Consider the following 23,439-nt stretch of genomic DNA (forward strand, 5'->3'; position numbering starts at 1 on the left):
TCTACATCCATCTACAAATCGAGATCTAAGTGGCCTATTCATGGCATTTCCGCTAATGTTGCAGTTCGTCTTATCCCCAACCTTTTGCATTTTCTCAAAAGAGTAGAGATGTCGATACCGAGAGCCTGTGCGGTCGGCCCGAGCTGTTTGTTTTGCTGGAAAGCTCGCTCAATCCATTGCCTTTCGGTTGCTGCCACGGCCGCTCTCAGCGGAATTACTTTCCGATTATTTTCACTCGAAGGAACGGTCAAAACAACCACCTCACTAGCCTGTCGAATCTTCTCCGGTAAATCCGCTTTCTCAATGAGACCCGTTTGGCTCAGTACCACCAATCGTTCCACAACATTTTCCAGTTCACGCACATTTCCGGGCCAAGAGTATTCATATAAGCAGTCCATTGCTTCCGGGACAAAGCTCAGATTGCGATGATATTTTTTACAGAATTTGTCCAAGAAGGACAAGGTTAATACAAATATATCTTCTTTCCGTTCTCTTAAGGGCGGTATTCCAACAGGTATGACATTTAGTCGGTAATAGAGGTCCTTACGAAATGTCCCCTCATCCACCATCTTTTCTAAATCTCGATTAGTGGCGCATACAAACCTAATGTCCATCGACCGAGGTGTCGTTCCTCCAACTCGTAGAATTTTATGGTCTTGTAATACACTAAGCAGTTTTACTTGGAGAAACAGGGGCAACTCTCCTATCTCATCCATGAAGGCTGTGCCGTGATTGGCTTGATCCAGCAATCCCGGCTTACCCTCTCGTTTCGCACCTGTGAACGCTCCCCCCTCATAGCCGAATAATTCTGATTCCATCAATGACGATGGAATCGCGCTGCAGTCCACCTTTATGAACTTTCCTTTCGTGCTGCGACTGCTATGCTCATGGATCAACGAAGCTATCAGTCCTTTTCCTACCCCAGACTCTCCGTTGATCAGCACCGTTGCGTCAGAATCACCGATTCTGGGTAAGGCATCTAACATGCTTTGCATTTTAGGATCGCGTACCGTTACCACCTCAGTGCTCACAGCAGGGCCATAGTTTTTTAGAATCTCCCGGTACTGCTTGTTAAGCTGTTTAGAACGCTTTAATTCATCTTTCAATGTATTTAGTTCACTTAAATCACGCACCTCGCACACCACGTTTATCAATTTGCCGTCTTTATCAAAGACTGGATTACCAGTTACTAAGGCCTCGCAACCACTTGGATATATTATTATTTTAGACGTACGCTGTCCACTTCTAATGACCTCAATTGTCGCAGAGTCTGATATCAAGTTATCGTCTATAAGTGTACTGACGTTCCGACCCAAGATATTTATTGGAATTCCAGTAATGCGTAAAAAAGCTTCATTATGGGCAAGACAGTCTCCCTGGGAATCAGTTATATAGATTCCATCACTAATTGAACTTATCATAGCTCGAAACGTCATTTCTGTATTCCAGATTATTTATACCACCCCATCCAAAACCACATGGTTATTAATCCCATTTACTACCATAATATCTTATAACGAGTTTAATTGGAAGAATATTCAGTTAATTATATTAATACAAATTACTCCTCTATTAACTAAAATCTAAGATACACTTGACGGAGGCAACCACACTTCTCTTATTTTTGCCAAAAATGTATTTGCCAACCGCTTTAAGCCGCAAATGTCAGGAAACTCGAAAAAATCCTCCTACATAAATAGGGGGAATAGTTGTAGTAATCGTGATAACCAACTAAAGAAAACTTGGCTTGCGCCAAGCCTTCAGGCGCCGGCGGAAGCCTTAGTTGCACTTATGCTTCCAGAAAGTATGCAACTGAAAGTTATACTTTCTGACTAGTATAAAAAAAGACGGCTAACAGCCGTCTTACTTTCACAGTTCTGTATTTACTTTCGTTGCTTCAACATATCGCTATAAATATAAACTAATTCTTTGTCAAACAGTGATCGCTTCATATCCACAGCTAAGGCCCTAACTCGTTTGAGCATCTCATTAGCGTCTTCATCTGTCATCTCTTTGCCATACTCATTCCAAAATTTTGCTTTAATTGATGCGGTTCCCGAGTGTTTTCCAATCACGATCTGCCGTTCGAGTCCTACATCCTCAGGACTGAATGCCTCATATGTGCGAGGATTCTTGAGTGCTCCATCTGCATGAATACCCGACTCATGTGCAAACATGTTACTTCCAACGATTGATTTCCATGGCGGAAGCATCCGCCCTGAAGCCCGAGCAACATATTCAGAAACCTCTACAAATCGCTCTGTTGCAAAGCTCAGATCTGTATCTAGTAAGTGTTTTAACGCCATAACGACTTCTTCTAAAGCAGCATTACCGGCACGTTCCCCTAAGCCATTTACCGTTACGCCAACATGCGAGGCACCAGCCTTTACTCCCGCAAGAGCATTAGCCGTTGCCATTCCGAAATCATCATGGGTATGCATCTCGACGTCAATGCCAGCCTTTTCAACTAGGATTCTAATTTTATCATAGGTTGCGAATGGATCTAAAATCCCTACTGTATCGCAATAGCGTAAGCGATCAGCGCCCGCCTTTTTTGCTTCTTTTGCAAATTGCACAAGAAAATCCATATCTGAGCGGGAAGCATCTTCCGCATTAACGGATATATACATTCCTTCCCGTTTGGCAAAGGTCGTCGCTTTAACCATCCGTTCTAAAACATCCTCACGAGTAGTCATGAGTTTATGTTCAATATGAATATCTGAGGTGGAAATAGAAATCGCTACGGCATCAACCCCACAAGCCAATGAGGCCTCAATATCTGAGATAACTGCACGATTCCAGCCCATGATGCTTGAATTTAATCCTAATTTTACAATATCACTAATAGCTCGCTTTTCATCTCCACCCATGACCGCGACTCCGGCTTCGATCTGATGAACTCCAAGCTCATCGAGTAACCGAGCTATTCGTAATTTTTCTTGATTCGAAAAAACAACGCCAGCGGTTTGCTCGCCATCACGCAAAGTAGTATCAACAATCGTTAAATGTCTCAATTAACTCACCCCTCTTCATCGACTAAAAAAACTCTGCCTAAAAAACATCAACATCATATTTAATTATACTACCATAATACCCCAAAAGTTTGAAGGGGTCTAAGTCCTTATACTGTATACTTGAATTTAATTTTCAGTGGACTAACTTAACCAGTTATATCAAAAAGAGAAAATCTAAAGTGTATACCCCCAATAATTAAAAAGCTGATTTTCCTTCTTTCGGATCATCAGCTTAGTATTGTTCGCTAGAATGATCTAGAATAAACCTCCATCATCCCAGGGCATAGCTTTACAATATTATATCTCAAAGTAAATTATAAGTCTATACTTTTCCGATGATGTTTGTTATATTCTATAAAGTATTTAGGAACAATTAAATCTAAAAGAAGGAGTGATCGCTATGGCAAGGATTAAAATCCAAAATAGACCTTTCGGCCCTTTCCCAACTGTCCTTGTTGGGGCAGATGTTAATGGCAAGCCTAATTATGCCACTCTCGGCGCTTACGGAGTGGTTTGCATGAAACCAGTACTTTATATTTCTTTGAAAAGTACCCATCACACAACTTTAGGCGTAAAAGAAAATGGATATTTCAGTGTCAATATCCCCTCTGCAGAATTAGTCCAGAAAACTGATTACTGCGGTATGGTATCGGGAAAAACAACTGACAAGTCAAATTTATTTACGCCCTTTTATGATGAAATCGGAAAAGCCCCTATGATAAGTGAATGTTCCTTAAATTATCTGTGCAAAGTTATACAGACCATACCTATCTTCGACTTTGAAATGTTTCTAGGAGAAATAGTGGCAGTTTACGGAAATGAACAATGCCTGACAAATGGTAAACCAGATCCTATCAAGATTAATCCAATAATCATGATGGACTCCTATTATTGTGATTTAAATCAGGCGGTGGGCAACGTATTTACTGCCGGCCGAACCCTGGTTCAATCTTAATAAACACATATCTATAGTCTGCTTTGCGGCTCAATATCCCTTTTATGATAAGGGCTTCTCGTAAAAGAGAAGCCCTTATCGTCATAGCTTGTTTAAGATAGTTTTTCTTTGAGTAATTTATTGACCAGACCCGGATTAGCTTGTCCCTTGGTCGCCTTCATGATCTGCCCCACAAGAAACCCGATTGCTCGATCTTTTCCCGCCCTGAAATCCTCTACTGATTGGGGGTTAGCTGAAATTACGTCGTCGATTATTCCAATCAGTGCACCTTCATCACTGATTTGGGCAAGTCCTTTTTCTTTGACGATAACCCCGGCATCCTTACCTGTACTGTACATATCCTCCAGAACACTCTTAGCAATTTTACCGCTAATGGTTCCTTTATCAATGAGCCCGAGAAGCTCCGCTAATTGGGTTGCTGAAATCGGAGAATCAACTACACTGCACTGATTTGTATTGAGTAAACGAGTAACATCTCCCATAACCCAATTTGCCAAGGTCTTAGCATCCCCATAACTCGAGAGAGCCGCATCAAAAAAATCCGACAAAGCTTTTGCTTGCGTAATAACCCCAGCATCATAAGCTGACAATCCTAAGGCTTGTAACCTAGCACGCCGTGCCTCTGGGAGCTCGGGAAGAGTTTTACGGATTCTTTCCACCCATTCCCGATCAATAACTAACGGTGCCAAGTCGGGTTCAGGGAAATAACGGTAATCATGGGCTTCTTCCTTGGAGCGAAGGGTTAACGTGACCCCTTGTCCCTCATCCCAAGTCCGTGTCTCTTGAACCACCTTTTCGCCCGCGTCTAATACTCTGGCCTGTCGAGCTACTTCATACTCCATGCAGCGTCGCACTGAGCTAAAGGAGTTTAGGTTTTTCGTTTCCGTTCGTGTTCCTAGGGTTGTCGCTCCCATCGGTCGCAAGGAAACATTAATATCAAATCGCACTGAGCCTTGTTCTAAACGACAGTCCGAAACTTCCGTATACTCTAAGATCTGAACTAATTTTTCCAAGTAAGCCAGCACTTCAGGAATTGAGCGCATATCAGGCTCTGACACGATTTCCAACAGGGGCACACCAGCTCGGTTATAGTCTACCGAAGACTCATTAGAGGTTGTGATGGTATCCCCGCTATGCACGAGCTTACCGGCATCCTCCTCCATGTGGGCCCGAGTAATTCCAATCCACTTTTTCTCCCCGTCCACTTCAATCTCTAAACCGCCCTTGCCACAAATCGGCAAATCGAACTGGGATGTCTGATAATTTTTGGATAAATCCGGGTAAAAGTAGTTTTTACGGTCAAACTTAGAAAACTCCGCGATTTCACAATTCAAAGCCAATCCAGCCTTTATCGCGTAATTAACAACTTCGCGATTTAAAACGGGGAGAGCACCTGGCATTCCCAGGCACACCGGGCAGACATGGGTGTTTTGCTCTCCTCCGAACTCAGTTGTACAGCTGCAAAAAATCTTTGTCTTCGTTTGGAGTTCGACGTGAACTTCCAACCCACAGACCATTTCGTATTTGTTAGCGACTACCACAAGTCAGCACCTCCCCTGACAGATTTGGTTTTAACGAGTGATAATTCGTGTTTTGCTCAAAGGTATAAGCTACACGGTACAACGCACCTTCTCCAAACGCTTTACCCATCAGTTGCATGCCGATCGGCAGGCCATTAACAAATCCCGCAGGAATAGAAATTGCCGGAATACCCGCCAGGTTAATCGGGACGGTCGTAATGTCAGATAAGTACATAGCCAAGGGGTCTGCAGATTTCTCCCCAAATTTAAATGCTGGTGTCGGAGCCGTCGGAGAAAGAAGAACATCAAACTTCTCAAACGCCTTATCAAAATCTTGCTTAATCAGGGTTCTGACCTTTTGTGCTTTAAGATAATAAGCATCATAATATCCTGAACTCAGGGCATAGGTCCCAAGCATGATTCTTCGTTTTACTTCCTGCCCAAATCCTTCAGCCCGAGTCTTCTTGAACATACCTAAAACATCGTTAGAATCAGCCCGATATCCATAACGAACGCCATCATAACGAGCTAGGTTAGAGCTGGCTTCAGCAGTAGCAATCAGGTAATACGCCGGAATTGCATATTCCGTATGAGGTAAGGAACATTCAGCTACTTCTGCCCCCAGATCGATCAGGGTTTGAATCCCAGCTTTAATCCCTTTTGCAACATCAGGATCAATTCCTTCCCCAAAGTACTCACGGGGAATCCCGATCTTCAAACCTTTAATGTCGTTAACCAGAAACTTCGTATAATCGGGCGTTTCATATGGAACTGAAGTAGAATCCAGTGCATCATAGCCGGCAATCGCATTCATCACCAAGGCATTGTCTCGTACGGTTTTAGTGAAAGGACCAATCTGATCGAGCGAAGATGCAAAGGCGATTAAACCTAACCGTGAGACCGCTCCGTAGGTTGGCTTCATTCCCACCACTCCGCAGAACGCGGCCGGCTGGCGGATAGATCCCCCTGTATCTGAGCCCAAGGTAAAAGCCGCCTCATCCCCTGCTACAGCTACAGCAGACCCTCCTGAAGATCCTCCCGGGACACACTCTAAATTCCAAGGATTCCGCGTCTTGGTAAAATAAGAATTCTCCGTCGACGAACCCATGGCAAACTCGTCCATATTCAGCTTACCGAGAAGTATGGTTCCCGCAGCTCGCAAACGGTTTGTGACGGTCGCATTATAAGGAGGAACAAAATTCTCCAGCATTTTTGAAGCACAGCTCGTTCGAATTCCTTCTGTGCACATATTATCTTTGAGGGCCATCGGAATACCCTCTAAAGGTTTTAGGGCTTCTCCCTGGGCGATCTTTTGATCAACCTCAGCCGCTTGGGCCATAGCTTCATCTTCTAAGACTGTTAAATACGCTTGCAAATCGGGATCCACTGCCTGTATTCGGTCTATGTATGCTTTCGTTAATTCTGCAGAGCTTATGTCTTTATGAACGAGCAGCTCATGCAGTTCACTGACTGACTTTCCTATACTCACTGATTCCAACTTCGCAATCTCCTTTCCAAGCTAAAACTAAGTCAAACTTATTTTCGGTACTCTAAAGAAACCCTCTTCCCCATCAGGTGCATTCTTGAGGGCTTTTTCATGATTAATCGAAGGTCTCACTTGGTCCTCGCGCAGTACATTGTGCAAAGGAACAGCATGAGCCGTAGGCAGCACATCGGTCGTGTCTAATCTCTCCAACATGGCCGCATAGCCTAAAATGGAGTTAAGCTGCTCAGTATACTCTTGGGTTTCCTGTTCAGTTAACTCTAGACGAGCCAATGCCGCCACGTATTCAACGTCTTCACGTGAAATTGACAACTTATTCACCTTCCCTTGGATAGTTTGTTGCTTTATCCTCTATCATAACAAATATAGAGGAAGGGAGCAATAAATAAAAGGAAACGCATATGAGCACTTTACAAAATGATTATATGCGTTTCCTTTTATTTATTTATCTCCTTCTTGTTGAATCAGTATTTAAACTGATGTCTAGGCTTTTATCGACCTGGAAACGTGTCTCAAGACACGTTCCGCCGAAGTGTTTGTTCTTAAACTGGAAATATGTTCCTTTGGGGATAAAGATGATATACTTTCACATGGAGGTGATTGTCTATGGGGGGCAACCCAATACAATTTGATTTCACGATTTTAGCTTCAATTTTAGCCCTTTTATTTCCCTTACTCTTCATATACTTTATAGTAAGTGCAATACGGTTTTTTAAACGAAAAGAAGCAACGGATAAAGAGCTATTACAAAAGTTAGATGAACTAATCAAGCTACAAACTCAGCAAACTGAAAACAAAACGTGAAAGACGGTCTCACTTTAGACAAAGTGAGACCGTTCTTCACTAATTAATCCTTAATCATCTCTTCAAACTCCTCTTCGCTCAAAATCGGCACTCCCAACCCTTGAGCCTTGACAAGCTTAGAGCCAGCCTTCTCTCCAGCAATGACAAAAGCCGTCTTCTTACTGACACTGCTTGCTGCTTTTCCGCCATACTCCTCGATGAGTGTCTCAATTTCTCGCCGTTCCCAACGTTCCAGCGAACCAGTCACCACGATGCTTTTCCCCCCGAATATCTGCGGTTTAGTCGAAGTTCCAGCGGTCATATTTACACCGGCTTCACTCAATTTAGTTAAAAATTGCGCCGTACTCTCCAACTTGAAAAACTGGACCAAACTTTCAGCCATCGCGGGACCGATATCTGGGATCCCTTGGAGGTCCTCAAGAGTTGCTTCCTGCAGTTTTTCCATAGAGCCAAAGGTCTGGGCCAAGATCTTACCTGCTTTTACTCCCGTATGCCGGATTCCCATGGCGAAAATCAAGGGAGCCAAGCCTCGCTCTTTGCTGTCTTCAATCGCCTTCATTAAATTTTCCGCTGATTTTTTGCCCATCCGTTCCACCGGAGTCAAATCATCGAAGGTTAATGAATACAGATCGGCGGCATCCTTGATCAACCCGGCCTCTAGAAGCTGTTGAACAACCGCGGGTCCTAACCCATCAATTGACATAGCATCTCGAGAGACAAAATGAATTATCCCCTCGCGTTGTTGAGCCGGGCAAATGATACTTTGACAGCGGTAAGCCGCTTCCCCTTCCTCCCGCAAAACAGGACTCTGGCACTCCGGACAGAGATCCGGCATTTCGAAAAGCTTTTCCTCGCCGGTACGTTTTTCGGGTAAGACTCGGACAACTTCTGGAATCACATCCCCAGCTTTATGTAAGAGCACATGATCTCCGATACGGATATCCTTTTCTCGAATATTATCCAGATTATGGAGTGTAGCTCGGCTAACAGTGGACCCTGCAACGGAAACAGCTTTAAGGGCCGCTGTAGGCGTCAAGACTCCTGTCCGCCCTACCCGGATGATGATATCTTCAATGACCGTTTCAACTTGCTCCGCCGGAAATTTATAAGAAATCGCCCAACGGGGGCTTTTCGCGGTAAAGCCAAGTTCCTGCTGCAGGTCAAATTCATTCACTTTAATTACTAAACCGTCAATATCATAGGGGAAACGATGACGCTCTGCTGCCATTTGTTCACAATAAGTAATGACCTCTTCAATATTGCTAAAGACTTTATATTCAGGGTTTACGACAAACCCCTGTTCCTTTAAATAGGTAAGCACGTCTATTTGATTATGTAATCCTAATTCCTTCGCTGATAGGACTTGATAGGCAAAGTAGTCGAGTTTGCGCTCAGCAGTGATTCGAGAATTCAGCTGACGTAATGACCCTGCTGCTGCATTGCGAGGATTAGCAAAGGTGGATTGCCCTTCTTCTTCACGTTCTTGATTCAAACGCGCAAAAGAAGCTTTAGGCATATACCCTTCTCCCCGAACGCTTAAGTTTGGAACTGTCTTCTTCAGACGCAAAGGAATCGATCCCACCGTTCTAACATTAGCAGTAATGTCTTCTCCTACAGAGCCATCTCCCCGAGTTGCTCCACGCACCATAAGCCCATCCTCATAGGTCAGGGCAACTGTTAAGCCATCGATTTTGAGTTCTACCACATAGTCCACTGAGGCAGACACTTGTCGTACTCTTCGGTCAAACTCACGCAAATCTCCCGGGTCAAATGCATTGTCCAAACTAAGGAGGGGTTCCAAATGCCGCACTTTCGTGTACTCTTTGGCTACCGCTCCCCCAACGCGTTGAGTCGGAGAATCCGGAGTAACCCTGTCTGGATGCTTAGCCTCCAAGTCCAGAAGCTCACGCATGAGAGCATCATACTCCGCATCCGTGATGCGGGGCTGGTCTAATTCATAATACTGCCTATTGGCCTCTTCCAGAGCTTTACGAAGCATCGCTATGCGCTCGAATTCATCCTGCACCAAAATTCCTCGCTTCCAACTTAATGTGACTTAATTATAAATCATATAACGAGTCTTTAAAAGTAATTAACTAATTCATACTATTCTTTCCATGATACCACTCACTAAATCATTATCCACCTTAAAAAAAACGGTCCAAAACTTAATAGGTGGTTTCGCCAACCCACAAATAGAGGATTATTCACCAACAAAGCGGAGAATAATCCTCTATATATAGAAAATTCCTAAACAAAAAGGGGTGTAACAAACCTCAAAACAGTTCAGTTACATCCCCTTCAATTCTCTTATTCGGCGAGGTTATTAGGTAATAATAATTAGCCTTGGAAATATGTTGTCATTTGTGGAACAACTTGCTTCTTACGGGAAAGAACGCCTGGTAACGCAACGCTTCCATTGACAATCTCTTTGCCGAAGGCTTTAGCTACTTCTTCAGGATTGTCCCCTTTAACGATCAGCTCTGTGTGATCAGTTAAAATATCTGTAATCATTAAGCAAAGATATTTCATTTCCTGAGCTACACGATGAGCTTCAATAGCGGCGGTTAAGTTTGCCCGAACGTCTTCAAATCCGTCCAGTCCCATGAGGCTAACTTGTCCAACACCAATTTTGTGAGGTCCCATGGTGAAGGCTTTGAGATCTTCCTCAATCATACTTTGCGGGGTACGCTCTGCAATGTTGGAAGACGCTTTGAACATGTCAATACCAAAAGTCTTTGGATCAACTCCTGCAATTGCAGCGAGTTCAGCAGCGATTGCCTTATCTTCCTCAGTGCAAGTTGGGGATTTAAAGATTACTGTATCAGATAGAATAGCTGCGAGTAAAATTCCAGCAATTGCTTTTTCTGGAACTAAGCCAGCTTCCTTATAAGCCTTAGCTACAATTGTACATGTTGATCCGACAGGCTCGATGCGGATATGGATAGGATCGGAAGTTTGAAGGCCACCTATTTTGTGATGATCGATAACTTCAATAAGTTTAGCTTGGTCTCCACCAGCAACCGCTTGACCCCACTCATTGTGGTCAACGAGAACCAATTTTTGACCTGCTTCTACGGACTCTAAGACCTGAGGAATAGCTACTCCATAAAAATTAAGTACATACTCAGTCTCTTTATTGAGTTTTCCAGCTGAACAAGGAACAACATTGGCTGTCCCCGTGAGTTCTTTCAACTTAGCCAAAGCGATCGCTGAGCAAACTGAATCTGTATCTGGGCTTTTATGACCAACAATATAAATTACATCAGACATATTTAACACCTAAACCTTTCTCTTCCTCAATTTTTGAAATGCACCATGGGATAAAAAATGTCACAGTTTCGTTAACTTGGCATACTCAGCCATTAATTTTTTGATTCCACTGTCAAAAACAATCGTTAGTTCTGCCTGATTTCCCTCTCCCTTTATGGAGACAATAATCCCTCGACCAAACGTCGCGTGTTCCACTTTTTCTCCTATATGATGCGCCTCACCCCCTTTAATAACCACCTTACTTCCAAAATCCTTTTCCCACGACCCCGAACCTAAAGGAATGGTTCGATCTGACACAGCATTCCGTCTCCCTGCCGGTTTAGACGGAGCAGCAGGACGACGTTTTGGCGGATCAAGCGGGTCAATATCCGTCATTAATTCCGACGGAATCTCCATCAAAAAGCGAGAGGGCTGATTGTATTGCGTCTTGCCATAGAGCATCCGCATCTCTGTATTACACAGGTATAGTTTTTCCCTCGCTCGAGTGATGGCGACATAACAAAGTCGACGTTCTTCTTCTAAAACAGCCGGTTCCACGAGTGAACGGCTACTGGGAAAAATGCCATCTTCCATACCAACTACAAAAACAACCGGGTATTCCAAGCCCTTCGCACTGTGCATGGTCATTAAAGCTACAGCTTCCTCAGCTTGGTCTAATTCATCTATATCAGCAACTAAAGAAACCTGTTCTAAGAATCCACTCAAGCCCGGGACAACCTCTTCTTCAGCCCCATCATTTAAGGCATTTTGAGCAGCCAAAGTTGCTTTCGCATCATACTCAGCCGTTACGGAGAGAAATTCCATCAGGTTTTGCAAACGCGTCTCCGCTTCTGGTGTATCTTCCGCCTCCAGTATCCCTTTGTACCCTGTCTTGTTCAGAATCTCTTCCACCAAATCAGAGACACTTGACTCTCGGGCAAAACTTATCAAACCCTGCATCAGGTGGGCAAAGGCGATTAAGGGTTTCTTAGCACGTGTTGTCAATTCCGGAATATACTCAGCCTCCAAAATCGCGTCCAGCACAGGCATTCCTTGTTCATTAGCATATTCTAAAATCTTTTGCAAAGTAGTGTCTCCCAGACTGCGTTTAGGCACATTAAGCACACGGGCAAAGCTCACTTGATCAGCAGGATTATAGAGGACTCGCAAATAAGCTAAGATGTCCTTGATCTCCATACGTTGATAGAATTTCAGCCCTGAGAAAACACGATAGGGAGTAGACTCCTTCATCAGACGCTCCTCGAGAGCTCGGGATTGGGCATTCGTCCGGTAAAGAATTGCGAAATCATTAAAGGGGCGCCCTTCCAGTTCATGTAAGCGTTGAATACGATTCACGACATAGCTGGCCTCATCTCGCTCATCAGCCCCAACATAACACACCACAGACTGTCCCTCCGAATTTTCAGTCCAGAGTGACTTTTCTTTGCGTGATTCATTATTACTAACCACTGCATTAGCTGCATTAAGAATCTTCTGGGTCGAACGATAATTTTGTTCCAATTTAATAACTTTCGCTTCCGGATAATCCCTCTCAAAATCAAGGATATTTTGGATATCCGCCCCGCGCCATCCATAGACGGAATTGTGCACCACAATTCCTTCACATACAAATTGTCTAAATTCTGGAACAGAGAGATCATAAACATACCCGTCATAATCTTCAACTTCGACTGCCTCAATAACATCTTCAATAATCTTGCCACTCTCATAAATAGGCACACTCATCGTAGGTCTGAAATGGGCAAAAGGCATAAATCGGAAACTTTCACCATCTGTTAGCCTTGCCTTCTTATGGATCTCCAACCCATCTTCAATTTGAGAGAGCTTTTTAGCATATTCATCGGCTTCGTCATAGACCACTCGTTCTGTTTCAGTTCTCCATGTATTTCTCTGTCCATTGCGAACTGGAAAACCGAATCCTGCTGCTTGGCGTTTAAGTTCTTCACCAGAAGTAATTAGAGCGATTCTGTGACTGCAATAATTAGTCGCTCCTGATTTTCTCCCTGCGAAGAAATTTACATTAATAATCCTTCTGACGGATTGGCCCCTAATCACTGCGTTGCTGAAATGGTGTGGGTATTCTTCAAAGATCATATGATCTCGCATTATCTTAGCAGCTGCTAGGCCAGTATTAACTTCTCTAAATAACTTATCAATATATTCCTGACCTATTACAAGTTTACGTCCAGCGGAGTGAAACACCATCGTCGGAATTCCATAAGTGACCGAAAGCAGTTGTTCATAATAAGCAGCTTCTGCCTTGTCCATGCAAACCTTAAGAATCCACATTTTATCTGCATGTTCGCCATTTAGACGAACGAATAATCCGTTGACTATTTCGCCCTTCCTGCTTCTTACTCCTTGAGTCTGACCAATTCGGTACCCTATGCCACGTTTATACATTAAATAAACGTAATAAACGCCTGGATTAGAGTTGACTCTGGCAAAACCAATATGATTGGGAGTAGCTTTAATCACTTTACCTGTTTGGGTCGTAATTTTTATCACAGGACCCTGGTAGTGTTGCTTTGAAACATGATCGACGGTTCCTTGGATCGTTTCTCCTTGACCAGAAGCGCAGATAAGAGTTTGATTCACTTCGACATCCTCAATGGGAATAGTCCCCTGAGGAGTACTCACCTGCATTCCTTGGAGAATGCATTGATCATCATCCCCCACCACGCAGAGATTCCGATATTCACTCGCCAAAAGTTTAATCAGCATATACTGAGCATGGTTCGTATCTTGGTACTCATCCACCATAATATAGCGGAATTTATCCTGATAGTACCGATAGACATGGTCGCTTTGCTGAAAGAGCTGAACCGTGAGCATGATAATATCATCAAAATCAAGAGCATTATTACTCTTCAGTCGTTTCTGATAAGAACGGTAAATATCTACAACTTTTTGTTCAAAATAACTGGCAGCCTTATAGGAAAACTCTTCAGGATCTTGCAGTTTGTTCTTGGCATCACTAATAACCGCCCCAACACTGCGCACTGGGAATTTCTTTTCGTCATAATTTTGTTCTTTTAAACAGGCTTTGATAACTGACTGTTGATCTCCCGTATCATAAATAACAAAGTTTTTAGTATATCCTGGCAGATTATCAATTTCACGTCTCAAAATGCGGACACATGCTGAGTGAAATGTCGTAACCCAAAGTCCATATCCCTCACTGCCCAACAAGGTGGTCACTCGTTCCCGCATCTCTTTCGCCGCTTTATTGGTAAACGTAATTGCTAATATTTTGCTGGGTTCTACTCCCTGAGCAATCAAATGGGCAATTCTGTAGGTTAGCACTCGAGTCTTCCCCGACCCTGCTCCCGCCAAAATTAGAAGCGGCCCTTCTTTATGCTCTGCAGCTTCCCGCTGCATAGGATTTAAATCGTCTAACCGGTACAAGACCACTTCACCTCACTTCTTGTGCTTATTATAACATACTGTACGTCCTGCTGTAGCTTGATTTGCTACCAGTCATGTCTTCTTTAAGATATCACAATAATTATTTGCTATACCAAAAGGTATTGGACGCCATAGGGGAACTTATATTATACGCCATTAGACCACAATTTTAAAATATTACCTCCTTCATAGAGTATAGGAACTTCTCGATTTTCGTTTTTAAGGAAAAATATGCAAGAAAACGGGTGTAAAAACAAATAAAATGCCGAAGAAGCTGGAGTTGAAGGGCAAATGACACTAACCTCTCTCGAAAATAAAATATAGCAACATAAATAAGGTTAATGGAGACTTGTCTCCATTAACCTTATTATTATTTCCCTTACTTAACCATTAAACCATTGCCTTAAAATCCAGTCCTTTCAGAAATTCTTGCTGAAATTCTTTCTTATTGGAAAGTTCCACATGCTCAGCCCGCCTGGAAAGCAAATCCGCTCGAGTTCTCTCTTCCGTCGAGATCAAGGCCATTTTCGCCCCATCACCGGCAGCATTCCCAATCGTCACAATCTGTTCCAATGGCAAGGAGGGCAATAGTCCGATTCTTACAGCACTTTCCTTCCTAATATAATTGCCAAAGGCTCCAGCAAGCAGGACTCTGTCGATTTCCTGTGGATCAATTCCCATTTCCCGGCATAGAATCATAATCCCAGCCATAATGGCTCCTTTTGCCAGCTGCATTTCTCGGATATCTTTTTGGGATAGTACGATATCTTCTCCTGTTGCGGAATCATCCCCCCATACCAGCACAAACTCGCTTGCCCGTGGGGTTTTGCGCAACCGGTCGCGCACCGAGGCGGGAAGCTCTTCAAGTACAGGTCCACTGGCATATCGACCTGTAGGGGTAATAACCCCGATTTTATGCATTTCGGCGATAGCATCAATCAGGCCGGAGCCACATATTCCTCTTGGCTTGCCTCCAGCGATGACATCTAATTCAACATCCTCAGTAATCCGCACACCTTCGATAGCACCCTCTGCCGCACGCATACCATATTTAATCTCCGCCCCTTCGAAAGCAGGCCCCGCCGCAGCCGAACAGGTTAAGATTCTGTCCTTCCCGCACAGAACAATTTCTCCGTTCGTGCCTATATCTACGATTAGGCTGAACCCGGGTAAACGATCTGCTTCCGCCGCTAACATAACTCCTACCGTATCTGATCCAACATAACCAGCCACATTGGGAAGCATTATAACCGTCCCAGTATCTAAAATTTTTAGTCCCAACTCCTTCGCTTGTACTTCAACTGATCTGCTAAAGACAGGTATAAACGGCGCTGGGGCCAAATAGGTTGGATCAATTCCGAGAAACAGGTGGGCCATTGTTGTGTTGCCCACAGCTACAGCCTGGTAAATTTCCCCCCTGCTTATTCCGCTTTCTTGGCATAATCGCGCAATGATTGTATTGAGTCCTTCGATCACCTTTTCTTGTAACTCTCTCAATTGGTCTGGACCATTCGCAGCGTGAGTAATCCGAGAAATGACATCAGCACCGAAGGCCTGTTGGGGATTTGTCACTGCGCCACTGTTTATAACTGTACCCCTGTTCAGATCCATTAGATAAACGACAATCGTTGTTGTCCCGATATCAATCGCCGCTCCAAAACAACGCCCGGACGTATCCCCTGTTTCTACAGCTATAAGTTTATCTCCATCTAACACTGCCGTTGCCAAGAAATCTCCCACTCGAAATACCCTTGGTAAAGAAGCCGCCACGGAGAGGTTGAACTCAATCCCTGAAACCGGCAAAGAAGCCAGCAGCCTATCCCAGTCTGGAGTCTGATCCTCCACACTTGGCTTAGTCAATTTTATTGGATACTTTCCTACACTTGGTGCTATAGCAGCATGCCCTAACCCAACAAAATCCGTCTTCCGCTTATGGACATCCTTTTGTTCTTGAACTTTAACAACCGTATCCTCAGTTAAGACCCGTTGACAAGCTAAGACTACACCAGCTGATAATTCGGCAGCACTTAGAAACTTTTTTTCAATCAACGACACTTGAGCTGTTAGAGAAGAGTTCTTTGCCACAACTTGAACTTTGCATTTACCACAAGTCCCTTTACCGCCACAAGTGCTTTCCACTTGCACTCCAGCGACACTCGCGGCCTGCAGAATAGTAGATCCGACTGGAGTCTGAACAACTTTTCTCGAGGGTAAAAAAGTGATATTAATCATCTCTAGCACTCCTTCGTTAAAGAAAACTTGCTTAAATCCGTGTATGTATATCTAAAGCTGGCTGACTGGAAAGACGTCCCCATTTCTTGTTGATTCTTTCCTTCAACTGAGAAGGAAAATTGTAACCATAAGGCTTTGGTATTTGAGTATGAAACTTAACCTGCTTTATTTAAAACATGCTGAACAAAGGACTTTTTAGAAATCCGATTCCAAACCGCCAGACTTGCGGCGGCAAAAACTATATACATAAGCCCCATTACTAGAACTCTATTTTCCCAATCCAATGAAATAATGATCATCCCAATGCTGCCAAATACTGTAAAAGCAAAAGTCATAAGAGATACAACCGCTCCAGTATCTCCCCTTTGCTGCTCCATCATGAGATTAGCACTTGGAGGGCGGGTGATGCTCCCCGCCAGGGTTGCAGGAATTAATGCCAAGGTAAATAACCAGGGGCCATGAATCCCAATCGTGCTTATAAATGCACCGCTTATGCAAGCAATAACAAAGCTTGCCGTGATCAGCCAAACAGGCTTAACCAGCCTGGATATCTTCATATAAAGCAAGGGACCAATCACCATGAAAAAAGCATTAGCTGCAAAAAAATAACTGTAAACCTGTTCACTTAAGCCAAATTGGTTTACATAAATATAGGATGAAGATGAAATGAACGACATCATAGGAATTGCCATCAGGGAAAAGGTAAGTAAAAGGGTCATAAATCCTGGGTTTTTAGCGACAACTCCTAAACTCCCTAAGGATTGCAGGATACTTCCATTAGACCGCTGGTCAATGGTTTCTTCCAGAGCAATCACTGCAAGCGTAACTAAAAGACCCATAATTGCCAAGACCATAAATACCCCGCGCCATGAAGTAAACCTTAAGATCAATGCCCCAACTACCGGGGCTACAATTGGGGCAACCATGGTCATTGACGTAACTATAGCCAAAACAGATACACGTTTTCGTCCGGAGTAGCAATCCTTTACCATTGCTTGTGCAACTGCTGTAGCCGCTCCACTGGCAATTGCCTGTATAATTCGAAACCAAATTAGTTGATACACGTTTCCGGAAATAGCGCACAAAGCACTAGATAAGGTGTAAATAGCTAACCCAATTAACAAGATACGTTTGCGTCCGTATTTATCGCTGAGAGGTCCCCAAAAAAGGGAGCCTGCAGCATAAAAGATAAAGAACAATATTAGGGTAAGATTAATTAAACTTGGAGCAGCATTAAAATTCTCGGCCATCCGTGGTAAGGCTGGAAGGTAAAGATCGGTTGACAAAGGAATAAACGCACTTAAGAAGGCTATTAAGACAATCAGACCTTTTTCCCCTAAATATTTTTGGCTTTTCTGATTAACTTCAACGATGTTAGTTTTCATTGTTCTCTTGACTCCATTCTAATGACATTTTTAATATATTTTAGTTTACACCTTAAGGCACTCAAATGAAAGCTAGACTAGGAGGCACCCAAATCGGGTACCTCCTAATTGAGGGATATACGGAAAATGAATCGATCATGCAGAGACATTTTTAATCTTAACGCGTAATTTAGTGCCAAGTTCAGGAAGAAAAAGGGACACCACCCCTAACAAGGCAAAACACAAACCGCTTAAGCCGAAGAGCATACTGAAGTTTGTACCTGCTAATGGAGTGATAACAAAGGCTGGGATCACGAAAGCACCGAGAAGCTGAAGTGTAGCAATCATTCCGCCAGCAGTCCCCGCATAAACAGGCCCTATTTCGGAAAGCAGCATAGGAAACGCCATAAGGAGCGGCATACTGATTCCCATTAAGATCCCCAGAACAAAGAGAGTTACCCACATTGCCGCCCCAATCGGTACAATCCAGGCAGCATACATTGTGAATGCTCCCAAAATACTTACAGGGGCCAAAAAGGGCTTAATCATACCGACATGGTCAGACATAGCTGGGCCTGCAATTGAGCCTAACATGGTCCCAAGAGTCACAATAGAAGCCAACAATCCAGCTGTTACTGGGTCTACGCCGCGTACAGCGTTTAAAGCATTAGGAAAAAATCCGTTAAAAGCCATATTGGCGCCCATGAAAAACATCAAACCAAAGCCGACGAGCCAAACATTTCTGCTCTTTATAACAACCCCTATATACTTGATCACAGGCATAACAGGCATTTCCGGTGCACCGACAGGCTTAACTTTAATCAATACCATCCAAGCAATCCAGACAAAAAGCATTAACACCCCTGCTGTTACGTAGGCACTTTTGGTCGATGGGAACATTGCAGACGTTGCTAAGGCAACCGTTATGCCTGCGGAGTATGAAGAAAAGTAAAGGCCCATTGCTGTTCCCATTTTTTCCATGGGAAACCACGCACCTAACAACTTAGCTGCATTAGCATTAAGGAGGGCTGAACTAAGTCCTGAGAAAACCATCATACTAAACAATGTCGTAAAGTCTGTGGCGAGATAACGAAAATATACTCCTGCGACAGAAAAAGCAAATCCCACTGTGACCACTTTTTTTACTCCAAACCGGTCTGCAAGCGAACCGGCCGCAAGGCTGAGGAGTACGGCAGGCAACATGGGGGCAGACATAATCAACGCAAACTGTGATGACGTCAACTGCAATTCGGGGATAATCCTAAAAGCCAGGGCAGCAACTTGAAATTGAGTAAGACTCCCAATAAACATGGCAAACCACATTACAATTAAAACAACCCAACGATAAGGCGAAGGTGCTGGTTTTAGACTATCATTCATGAGAATCCTCCTTTATCCTTTACTGCAAATATTATTGCTAAAAGATGAGTAGAGGCCTAAAAGGCCTCTATTCACCATTGATTAGATCTCTCTTGCTCTCCTTTTTGCCACTTGCGCAACAACAGATTTATACACTAAAAATTTCATCAGCAACTTTAATTCCATCCGTAGCTGCTTGAGCACTGTAATCTGCACCTACATAGTCTTTAACAATATCATCAATATAGTTACCGCCAATCAGAACCTTGGTGTTTAATCCTGCAGCACGAATGGCCTCAATCGTTTCTTTCATGGATTCCTGACAGCCCGTTAATAGAACACTCATCCCAACTAACGGCGCATTTGACTCCTTAATAGCCTCAATAAACTTTTCCTTCGAGACATCCACTCCCAAATCTATAACATTATATCCAGACCCTTTGAGGAGCATCACGACAATGTTCTTGCCTAAATCATGGATATCTCCTTTGACCGTCCCCATGACAATACTCCCTTTATACTCTGCATTGCTTCCAATTAGGAGCGGCTCCAAAATAACCATAGAATCCTGCATAATTTCACCGCACATAATCAGTTCACCTAAGAAATACTCACCGGTTTCAAACCGACTGCCAGCCTCAGCCATACCTTGCTGGAGCGAATTAACAATTTCCAAAGGCGAAATTCCACTATCTAAACGTTCCTTAACCAACCCTGCTACCTGCTCCTCTTCTAATTCAGCAATCGCAATCGATAAAGCATCTGTTAGCATATATCCCCACTCCTTTTGATCGATATTTCTGACATTATTAATCTCTTAGCGATTTGACTTTATATCTCTGATTTCGAAGTTTTCATAGTTTCCGTCTTAGCGTTGCGCCCAAAACCAAATAAAATTATAGGCAAAGTCATCGAGTTTTTCCCATTCTTTTTTTGTAATCGCCTCATTGCCGGGGAACTCACCAATCTCCGCCTTTTTAACTTCCCATGGAACACACACACCAGGATCAGGATTTAATGCTTTTTCTTTTTCAGACATTGATACCCCTCCTATCCTATTAATAAATGCCGTATTTTCTAGCTGCTTCGATCATAGCAATCGCATTTTCTTTCTTAGCATCCCCCATGACGACTCCACCTGTATCTAAAATAAATCCTCCATCACAAGCTAATTCATCGAAGGTTCTCTTAATATGTTCTTTTACCTTTTCCGGGGTACCATAGGTTAACAGAGTCGTAGGTACTCCGCCTTGCAGGCAGAATCTCCCACCTAAGATTTTCTTAGCTTTTTTTGCATCCGTAGTGTCAATCTGAAAAATAATACTTTTATCCGGCAATTCCGCAATCTTCTCAAGATAGGGAGTCCAGTCCCCTTCAGCGTAGAACAACATTCTCTTCCCTTTAGCCCACATTCCTTCGATTGTAGCCTTTAAGGATGGCCAGTAGAAGGTATCCCATTGTTTAGGATTGAGGAACGGATAGGCTCCGCGATGAAGCGGCGCAAAACAAGGGAAACGAGTGTCTGCTCCAGCTCCTGCCAGACCGCAATTAACATTATGAGGAGTGATTGCATCGCAAGCAGCTAAAACTTTCTCTGGCCGGCGACGAAGGTCTAAAAGAACCCCTTTCATTCCTCGTAAGGCATCACCCAAAGTGTCAAAAGGCGCTTTGGTAAACCCGGTTCCTTGTCCGACAATTCCGTTTTCCATGGTCCATTTACCCCAGGCAGCAGCCATAATTCCTCCTTGCATGGCAAAAGCGGCTGCCCCTTTGATTAAGGCCACAGTGGATCTATAGGAACCAGGATTCTCTAATTCCGTGCTAATATTCGGCAAATAGTGATTTACAAGCCATTCCGTAGGACTGGCAATAAACTCGTCGTAATCGTCTGCTTTCATGTACTCTTGTTCATTGAATTGGAAGGTTGAGTTTTCGTCCACCCCCATGCCTGGAAATTTATATAACTTAGAACCCATTGCATCAAACATCGGAGGCCACCATAATGCTGGACCACCCTTGAAAATATCGAAATCCAAGCCCGGCAGCATCTCACTCACAACGTTATTACTCTTATCGAGATCATAATAAATCTCTTGGAGTGTGGTCCCTGTGTACTTAGTAATCCATTCTCCAACCCCAAAAGCTACGGGAACCATATCTGGTTTTCCACAATCCATGGCCGTCATGTAGCGCTCTAATCTCTTTTGATATAGCATTTCCTTTTCGTTCATACTGATTTCCCCTTCCTGCGTTCTCAAATTCTAGTTTAACCTAACCGACTAAACCTTCCTTAGTCTTCTAACAATTCAGCACGAAAGGCTTTTAAGAATTTCTTACCAAAACGATCCTTACCTAAAAGGAAATCGTTAGTAATGACTGAGGTCATAATTTTCTTGTCCAAAGGATCGAGGATGGCCGCATCCATGTCAAAAGCCATGCAAAGGGTTAAGAAATGTCGATTGACCACCTTCCTTTTCGGCGTATTAAAAGAAATGTTACTTAACCCGGAAACCGTCTTAACCTTTAATAACCGCTTAATGTCTGTAAGGCACTGAAAAAACATCATTGCATTATTGTGGCTTACTGCCTGTGGAAGTACGAGAGGATCGATGTAAAGATTTTTTAGATCATAATTATTCTTAGCTAATATCTCAACCAGACGTTCTGAAAGTATCATTCTCTCTTCAGCAGTTTTCGGTATCCCGTTATCATCTAAGGTTAAACCGACGACAGGACACTTATAATCGAGGACTAAAGGCAGTACCTCATCAAGGCGATTTTTTTCCATAGAAATAGAGTTGACTAAAACCTTGCTCTTGTCTCCTATAACGGTTTCCAAGCCTTTTTTAATTACTGCAGCAGAAGTGCTGTCAATACATAGAGGAGTATCTGTCACTTCTTGGACCGTTCGTACAAGCCACTCCATATTGACTGCTTCATTCCCTTGTGCAGTATTTAAATCTAAGTAATCAGCTCCTGCGGCTGCTTGTCTTAGGGCCAGGTCCTGAATTGCAACGCTATCTTTATCATTTATTAGCTGTCGAACACTAGGGATCGAGCTATTTAACTTTTCACCAATAATCAACATCTTAGAACCCTCCCCGAGCCTAATTTCTTATAGTCTTAATAATCTTATAATGTTAAAGCTATCAACTCCTTTAACTTAGTAATTAGATTATTAAAAAGTATGCCTGGAAATCTTTCAATTCGTACAGATGTCTATACAAATTTTGTACTAAAAAAATAAAGGAGTTGTTGGAATGTATAGACAATTAATTTATCTAAATATTACCATGGCTCCTCTGTGCAGTCAATATGGAATTTTTGAAATATTTGGTACAGTCTTAGATCCACTTAGACTGAATCCTCTTTTATCTCTAAGATTTCTCGATAAATTCTCATTGCTTCAGTTACGTCGTTAGCATAAAAATCTGCACCTGTAAATTCTTTAACCTCTTGATTAACCGGATACCCGCCTACCACTACTTTTACCTTATCTCTCAAACCGGCATCCACTAATAGATCTACGACCTTCTTAATCGAACCAATACAAAAAGAAAGCAAAACACTTATCCCCAAAATTGATGCTTTCGTTTCATTGACTGCTTGTATGAATCTCTCAGGTGTTACATCCACTCCTAAGTCATGCACTTGATACCCTGATGACCGCAATAGGTAGATAATAATGTTTTTACCGAGATCATGAATGTCCCCTTCAATAGTTCCCATTACGATGGACAGGCCCTTTACAGAGGGATTTGTAGGGATATAGGGCTCTAAGATCCGCATAACCCCTTTCAGTATTTCTTCTGACATAATTAAATCCGAAAGATAATAATGACTATCGCTATATTTTTCCCCTACTACCTCTACTCCCCGACGGCAACTCTCAATAATTTCCACAGAAGAATACCCTGCTTTGACCCTCTCCTCAACCAGCATTAGGGTCCTCTCTTCATCAAGGTCCGCCATAGCTATTTGTAGTTCGTCTTTCAAATTAAGAACC

General features: G+C 43.1%; 17 protein-coding genes. 1 reads left to right on the top strand and 16 read right to left on the bottom strand.

Annotation, left to right across the window (positions count from 1 at the left end; translation table 11 throughout):
* Window positions 1-38: 38 nt before the first annotated feature.
* Together BUB11_RS18315 and nifV are read right to left on the bottom strand one after the other, a co-directional pair.
* Window positions 39-1,436 (bottom strand): sigma-54 interaction domain-containing protein, encoded by a 1,398-nt coding sequence (locus tag BUB11_RS18315; RefSeq protein ID WP_073031201.1) that lies wholly within the window; start codon window positions 1,434-1,436, stop codon window positions 39-41.
* A gap of 447 nt (window positions 1,437-1,883) precedes the next feature.
* Complete coding sequence (nifV, locus tag BUB11_RS18320) at window positions 1,884-3,014, bottom strand: homocitrate synthase (protein WP_073031202.1); 1,131 nt, start codon at window positions 3,012-3,014, stop codon at window positions 1,884-1,886.
* Between the two features lie 400 nt (window positions 3,015-3,414).
* Here nifV and BUB11_RS18325 point away from each other — a divergent pair, with 400 nt between their 5' ends.
* The gene (locus BUB11_RS18325; protein WP_073031203.1) at window positions 3,415-3,969 is read left to right on the top strand and encodes a flavin reductase family protein; all 555 of its coding nucleotides are present in this window, start codon (window positions 3,415-3,417) and stop codon (window positions 3,967-3,969) included.
* A 92-nt stretch (window positions 3,970-4,061) separates the two neighbouring features.
* Here BUB11_RS18325 and gatB read toward each other — a convergent pair whose 3' ends face one another.
* The 14 genes from gatB to BUB11_RS18395 form a co-directional block, all read right to left on the bottom strand.
* The gene (gene gatB, locus BUB11_RS18330) at window positions 4,062-5,510 is read right to left on the bottom strand and encodes an Asp-tRNA(Asn)/Glu-tRNA(Gln) amidotransferase subunit GatB (RefSeq protein WP_073031204.1); all 1,449 of its coding nucleotides are present in this window, start codon (window positions 5,508-5,510) and stop codon (window positions 4,062-4,064) included.
* Window positions 5,497-6,987, bottom strand: a complete 1,491-nt coding sequence (gatA, locus tag BUB11_RS18335; RefSeq protein ID WP_073031205.1) for an Asp-tRNA(Asn)/Glu-tRNA(Gln) amidotransferase subunit GatA — start codon at window positions 6,985-6,987, stop codon at window positions 5,497-5,499. The genes gatB and gatA overlap by 14 nt, the downstream gene beginning before the upstream one ends.
* A 27-nt stretch (window positions 6,988-7,014) precedes the next feature.
* Window positions 7,015-7,305 (bottom strand): Asp-tRNA(Asn)/Glu-tRNA(Gln) amidotransferase subunit GatC, encoded by a 291-nt coding sequence (gene gatC, locus BUB11_RS18340; RefSeq protein ID WP_073031206.1) that lies wholly within the window; start codon window positions 7,303-7,305, stop codon window positions 7,015-7,017.
* A gap of 535 nt (window positions 7,306-7,840) precedes the next feature.
* Window positions 7,841-9,796: an NAD-dependent DNA ligase LigA gene (gene ligA / locus BUB11_RS18350; protein ID WP_486598919.1), complete on the bottom strand. Its 1,956-nt coding sequence runs from the start codon at window positions 9,794-9,796 to the stop codon at window positions 7,841-7,843.
* A 341-nt stretch (window positions 9,797-10,137) separates the two neighbouring features.
* Window positions 10,138-11,070, bottom strand: a complete 933-nt coding sequence (locus BUB11_RS18355; RefSeq protein WP_073031276.1) for a putative manganese-dependent inorganic diphosphatase — start codon at window positions 11,068-11,070, stop codon at window positions 10,138-10,140.
* A 60-nt stretch (window positions 11,071-11,130) separates the two neighbouring features.
* On the bottom strand, window positions 11,131-14,478 hold the full coding sequence (locus tag BUB11_RS18360; RefSeq protein WP_143187652.1) for a UvrD-helicase domain-containing protein: 3,348 nt from the start codon (window positions 14,476-14,478) through the stop codon (window positions 11,131-11,133).
* A 390-nt stretch (window positions 14,479-14,868) separates the two neighbouring features.
* Window positions 14,869-16,710, bottom strand: coding sequence for an ASKHA domain-containing protein (locus BUB11_RS18365; protein WP_073031208.1), 1,842 nt, complete (start codon window positions 16,708-16,710; stop codon window positions 14,869-14,871).
* 155 nt (window positions 16,711-16,865) lie between these two features.
* Entirely contained in the window at window positions 16,866-18,095 is a 1,230-nt protein-coding gene (locus BUB11_RS18370) for a multidrug effflux MFS transporter (RefSeq protein WP_073031209.1), read from the bottom strand.
* A 135-nt stretch (window positions 18,096-18,230) separates the two neighbouring features.
* A complete protein-coding gene (locus tag BUB11_RS18375; protein ID WP_073031210.1) occupies window positions 18,231-19,454 on the bottom strand; it encodes an MFS transporter in 1,224 nt (407 codons plus the stop codon).
* A 127-nt stretch (window positions 19,455-19,581) separates the two neighbouring features.
* Complete coding sequence (locus BUB11_RS18380; RefSeq protein ID WP_073031211.1) at window positions 19,582-20,205, bottom strand: cobalamin B12-binding domain-containing protein; 624 nt, start codon at window positions 20,203-20,205, stop codon at window positions 19,582-19,584.
* Between the two features lie 96 nt (window positions 20,206-20,301).
* The gene (locus BUB11_RS27885) at window positions 20,302-20,472 is read right to left on the bottom strand and encodes a hypothetical protein (RefSeq protein WP_200797950.1); all 171 of its coding nucleotides are present in this window, start codon (window positions 20,470-20,472) and stop codon (window positions 20,302-20,304) included.
* A gap of 19 nt (window positions 20,473-20,491) precedes the next feature.
* On the bottom strand, window positions 20,492-21,664 hold the full coding sequence (locus tag BUB11_RS18385; RefSeq protein ID WP_073031212.1) for a uroporphyrinogen decarboxylase family protein: 1,173 nt from the start codon (window positions 21,662-21,664) through the stop codon (window positions 20,492-20,494).
* Window positions 21,665-21,723: 59 nt separating this feature from the next.
* Complete coding sequence (locus BUB11_RS18390; protein ID WP_073031213.1) at window positions 21,724-22,521, bottom strand: dihydropteroate synthase; 798 nt, start codon at window positions 22,519-22,521, stop codon at window positions 21,724-21,726.
* Window positions 22,522-22,787: 266 nt separating this feature from the next.
* Window positions 22,788-23,429 carry a cobalamin B12-binding domain-containing protein gene (locus BUB11_RS18395; RefSeq protein ID WP_073031214.1) on the bottom strand — a complete coding sequence of 214 codons (642 nt, stop codon included), beginning with the start codon at window positions 23,427-23,429 and terminating at the stop codon, window positions 22,788-22,790.
* Window positions 23,430-23,439: the final 10 nt, after the last annotated feature.

This window comes from Desulfosporosinus lacus DSM 15449 (genome assembly GCF_900129935.1).
GTDB classification, from domain to species: Bacteria; Bacillota; Desulfitobacteriia; order Desulfitobacteriales; family Desulfitobacteriaceae; genus Desulfosporosinus; species Desulfosporosinus lacus.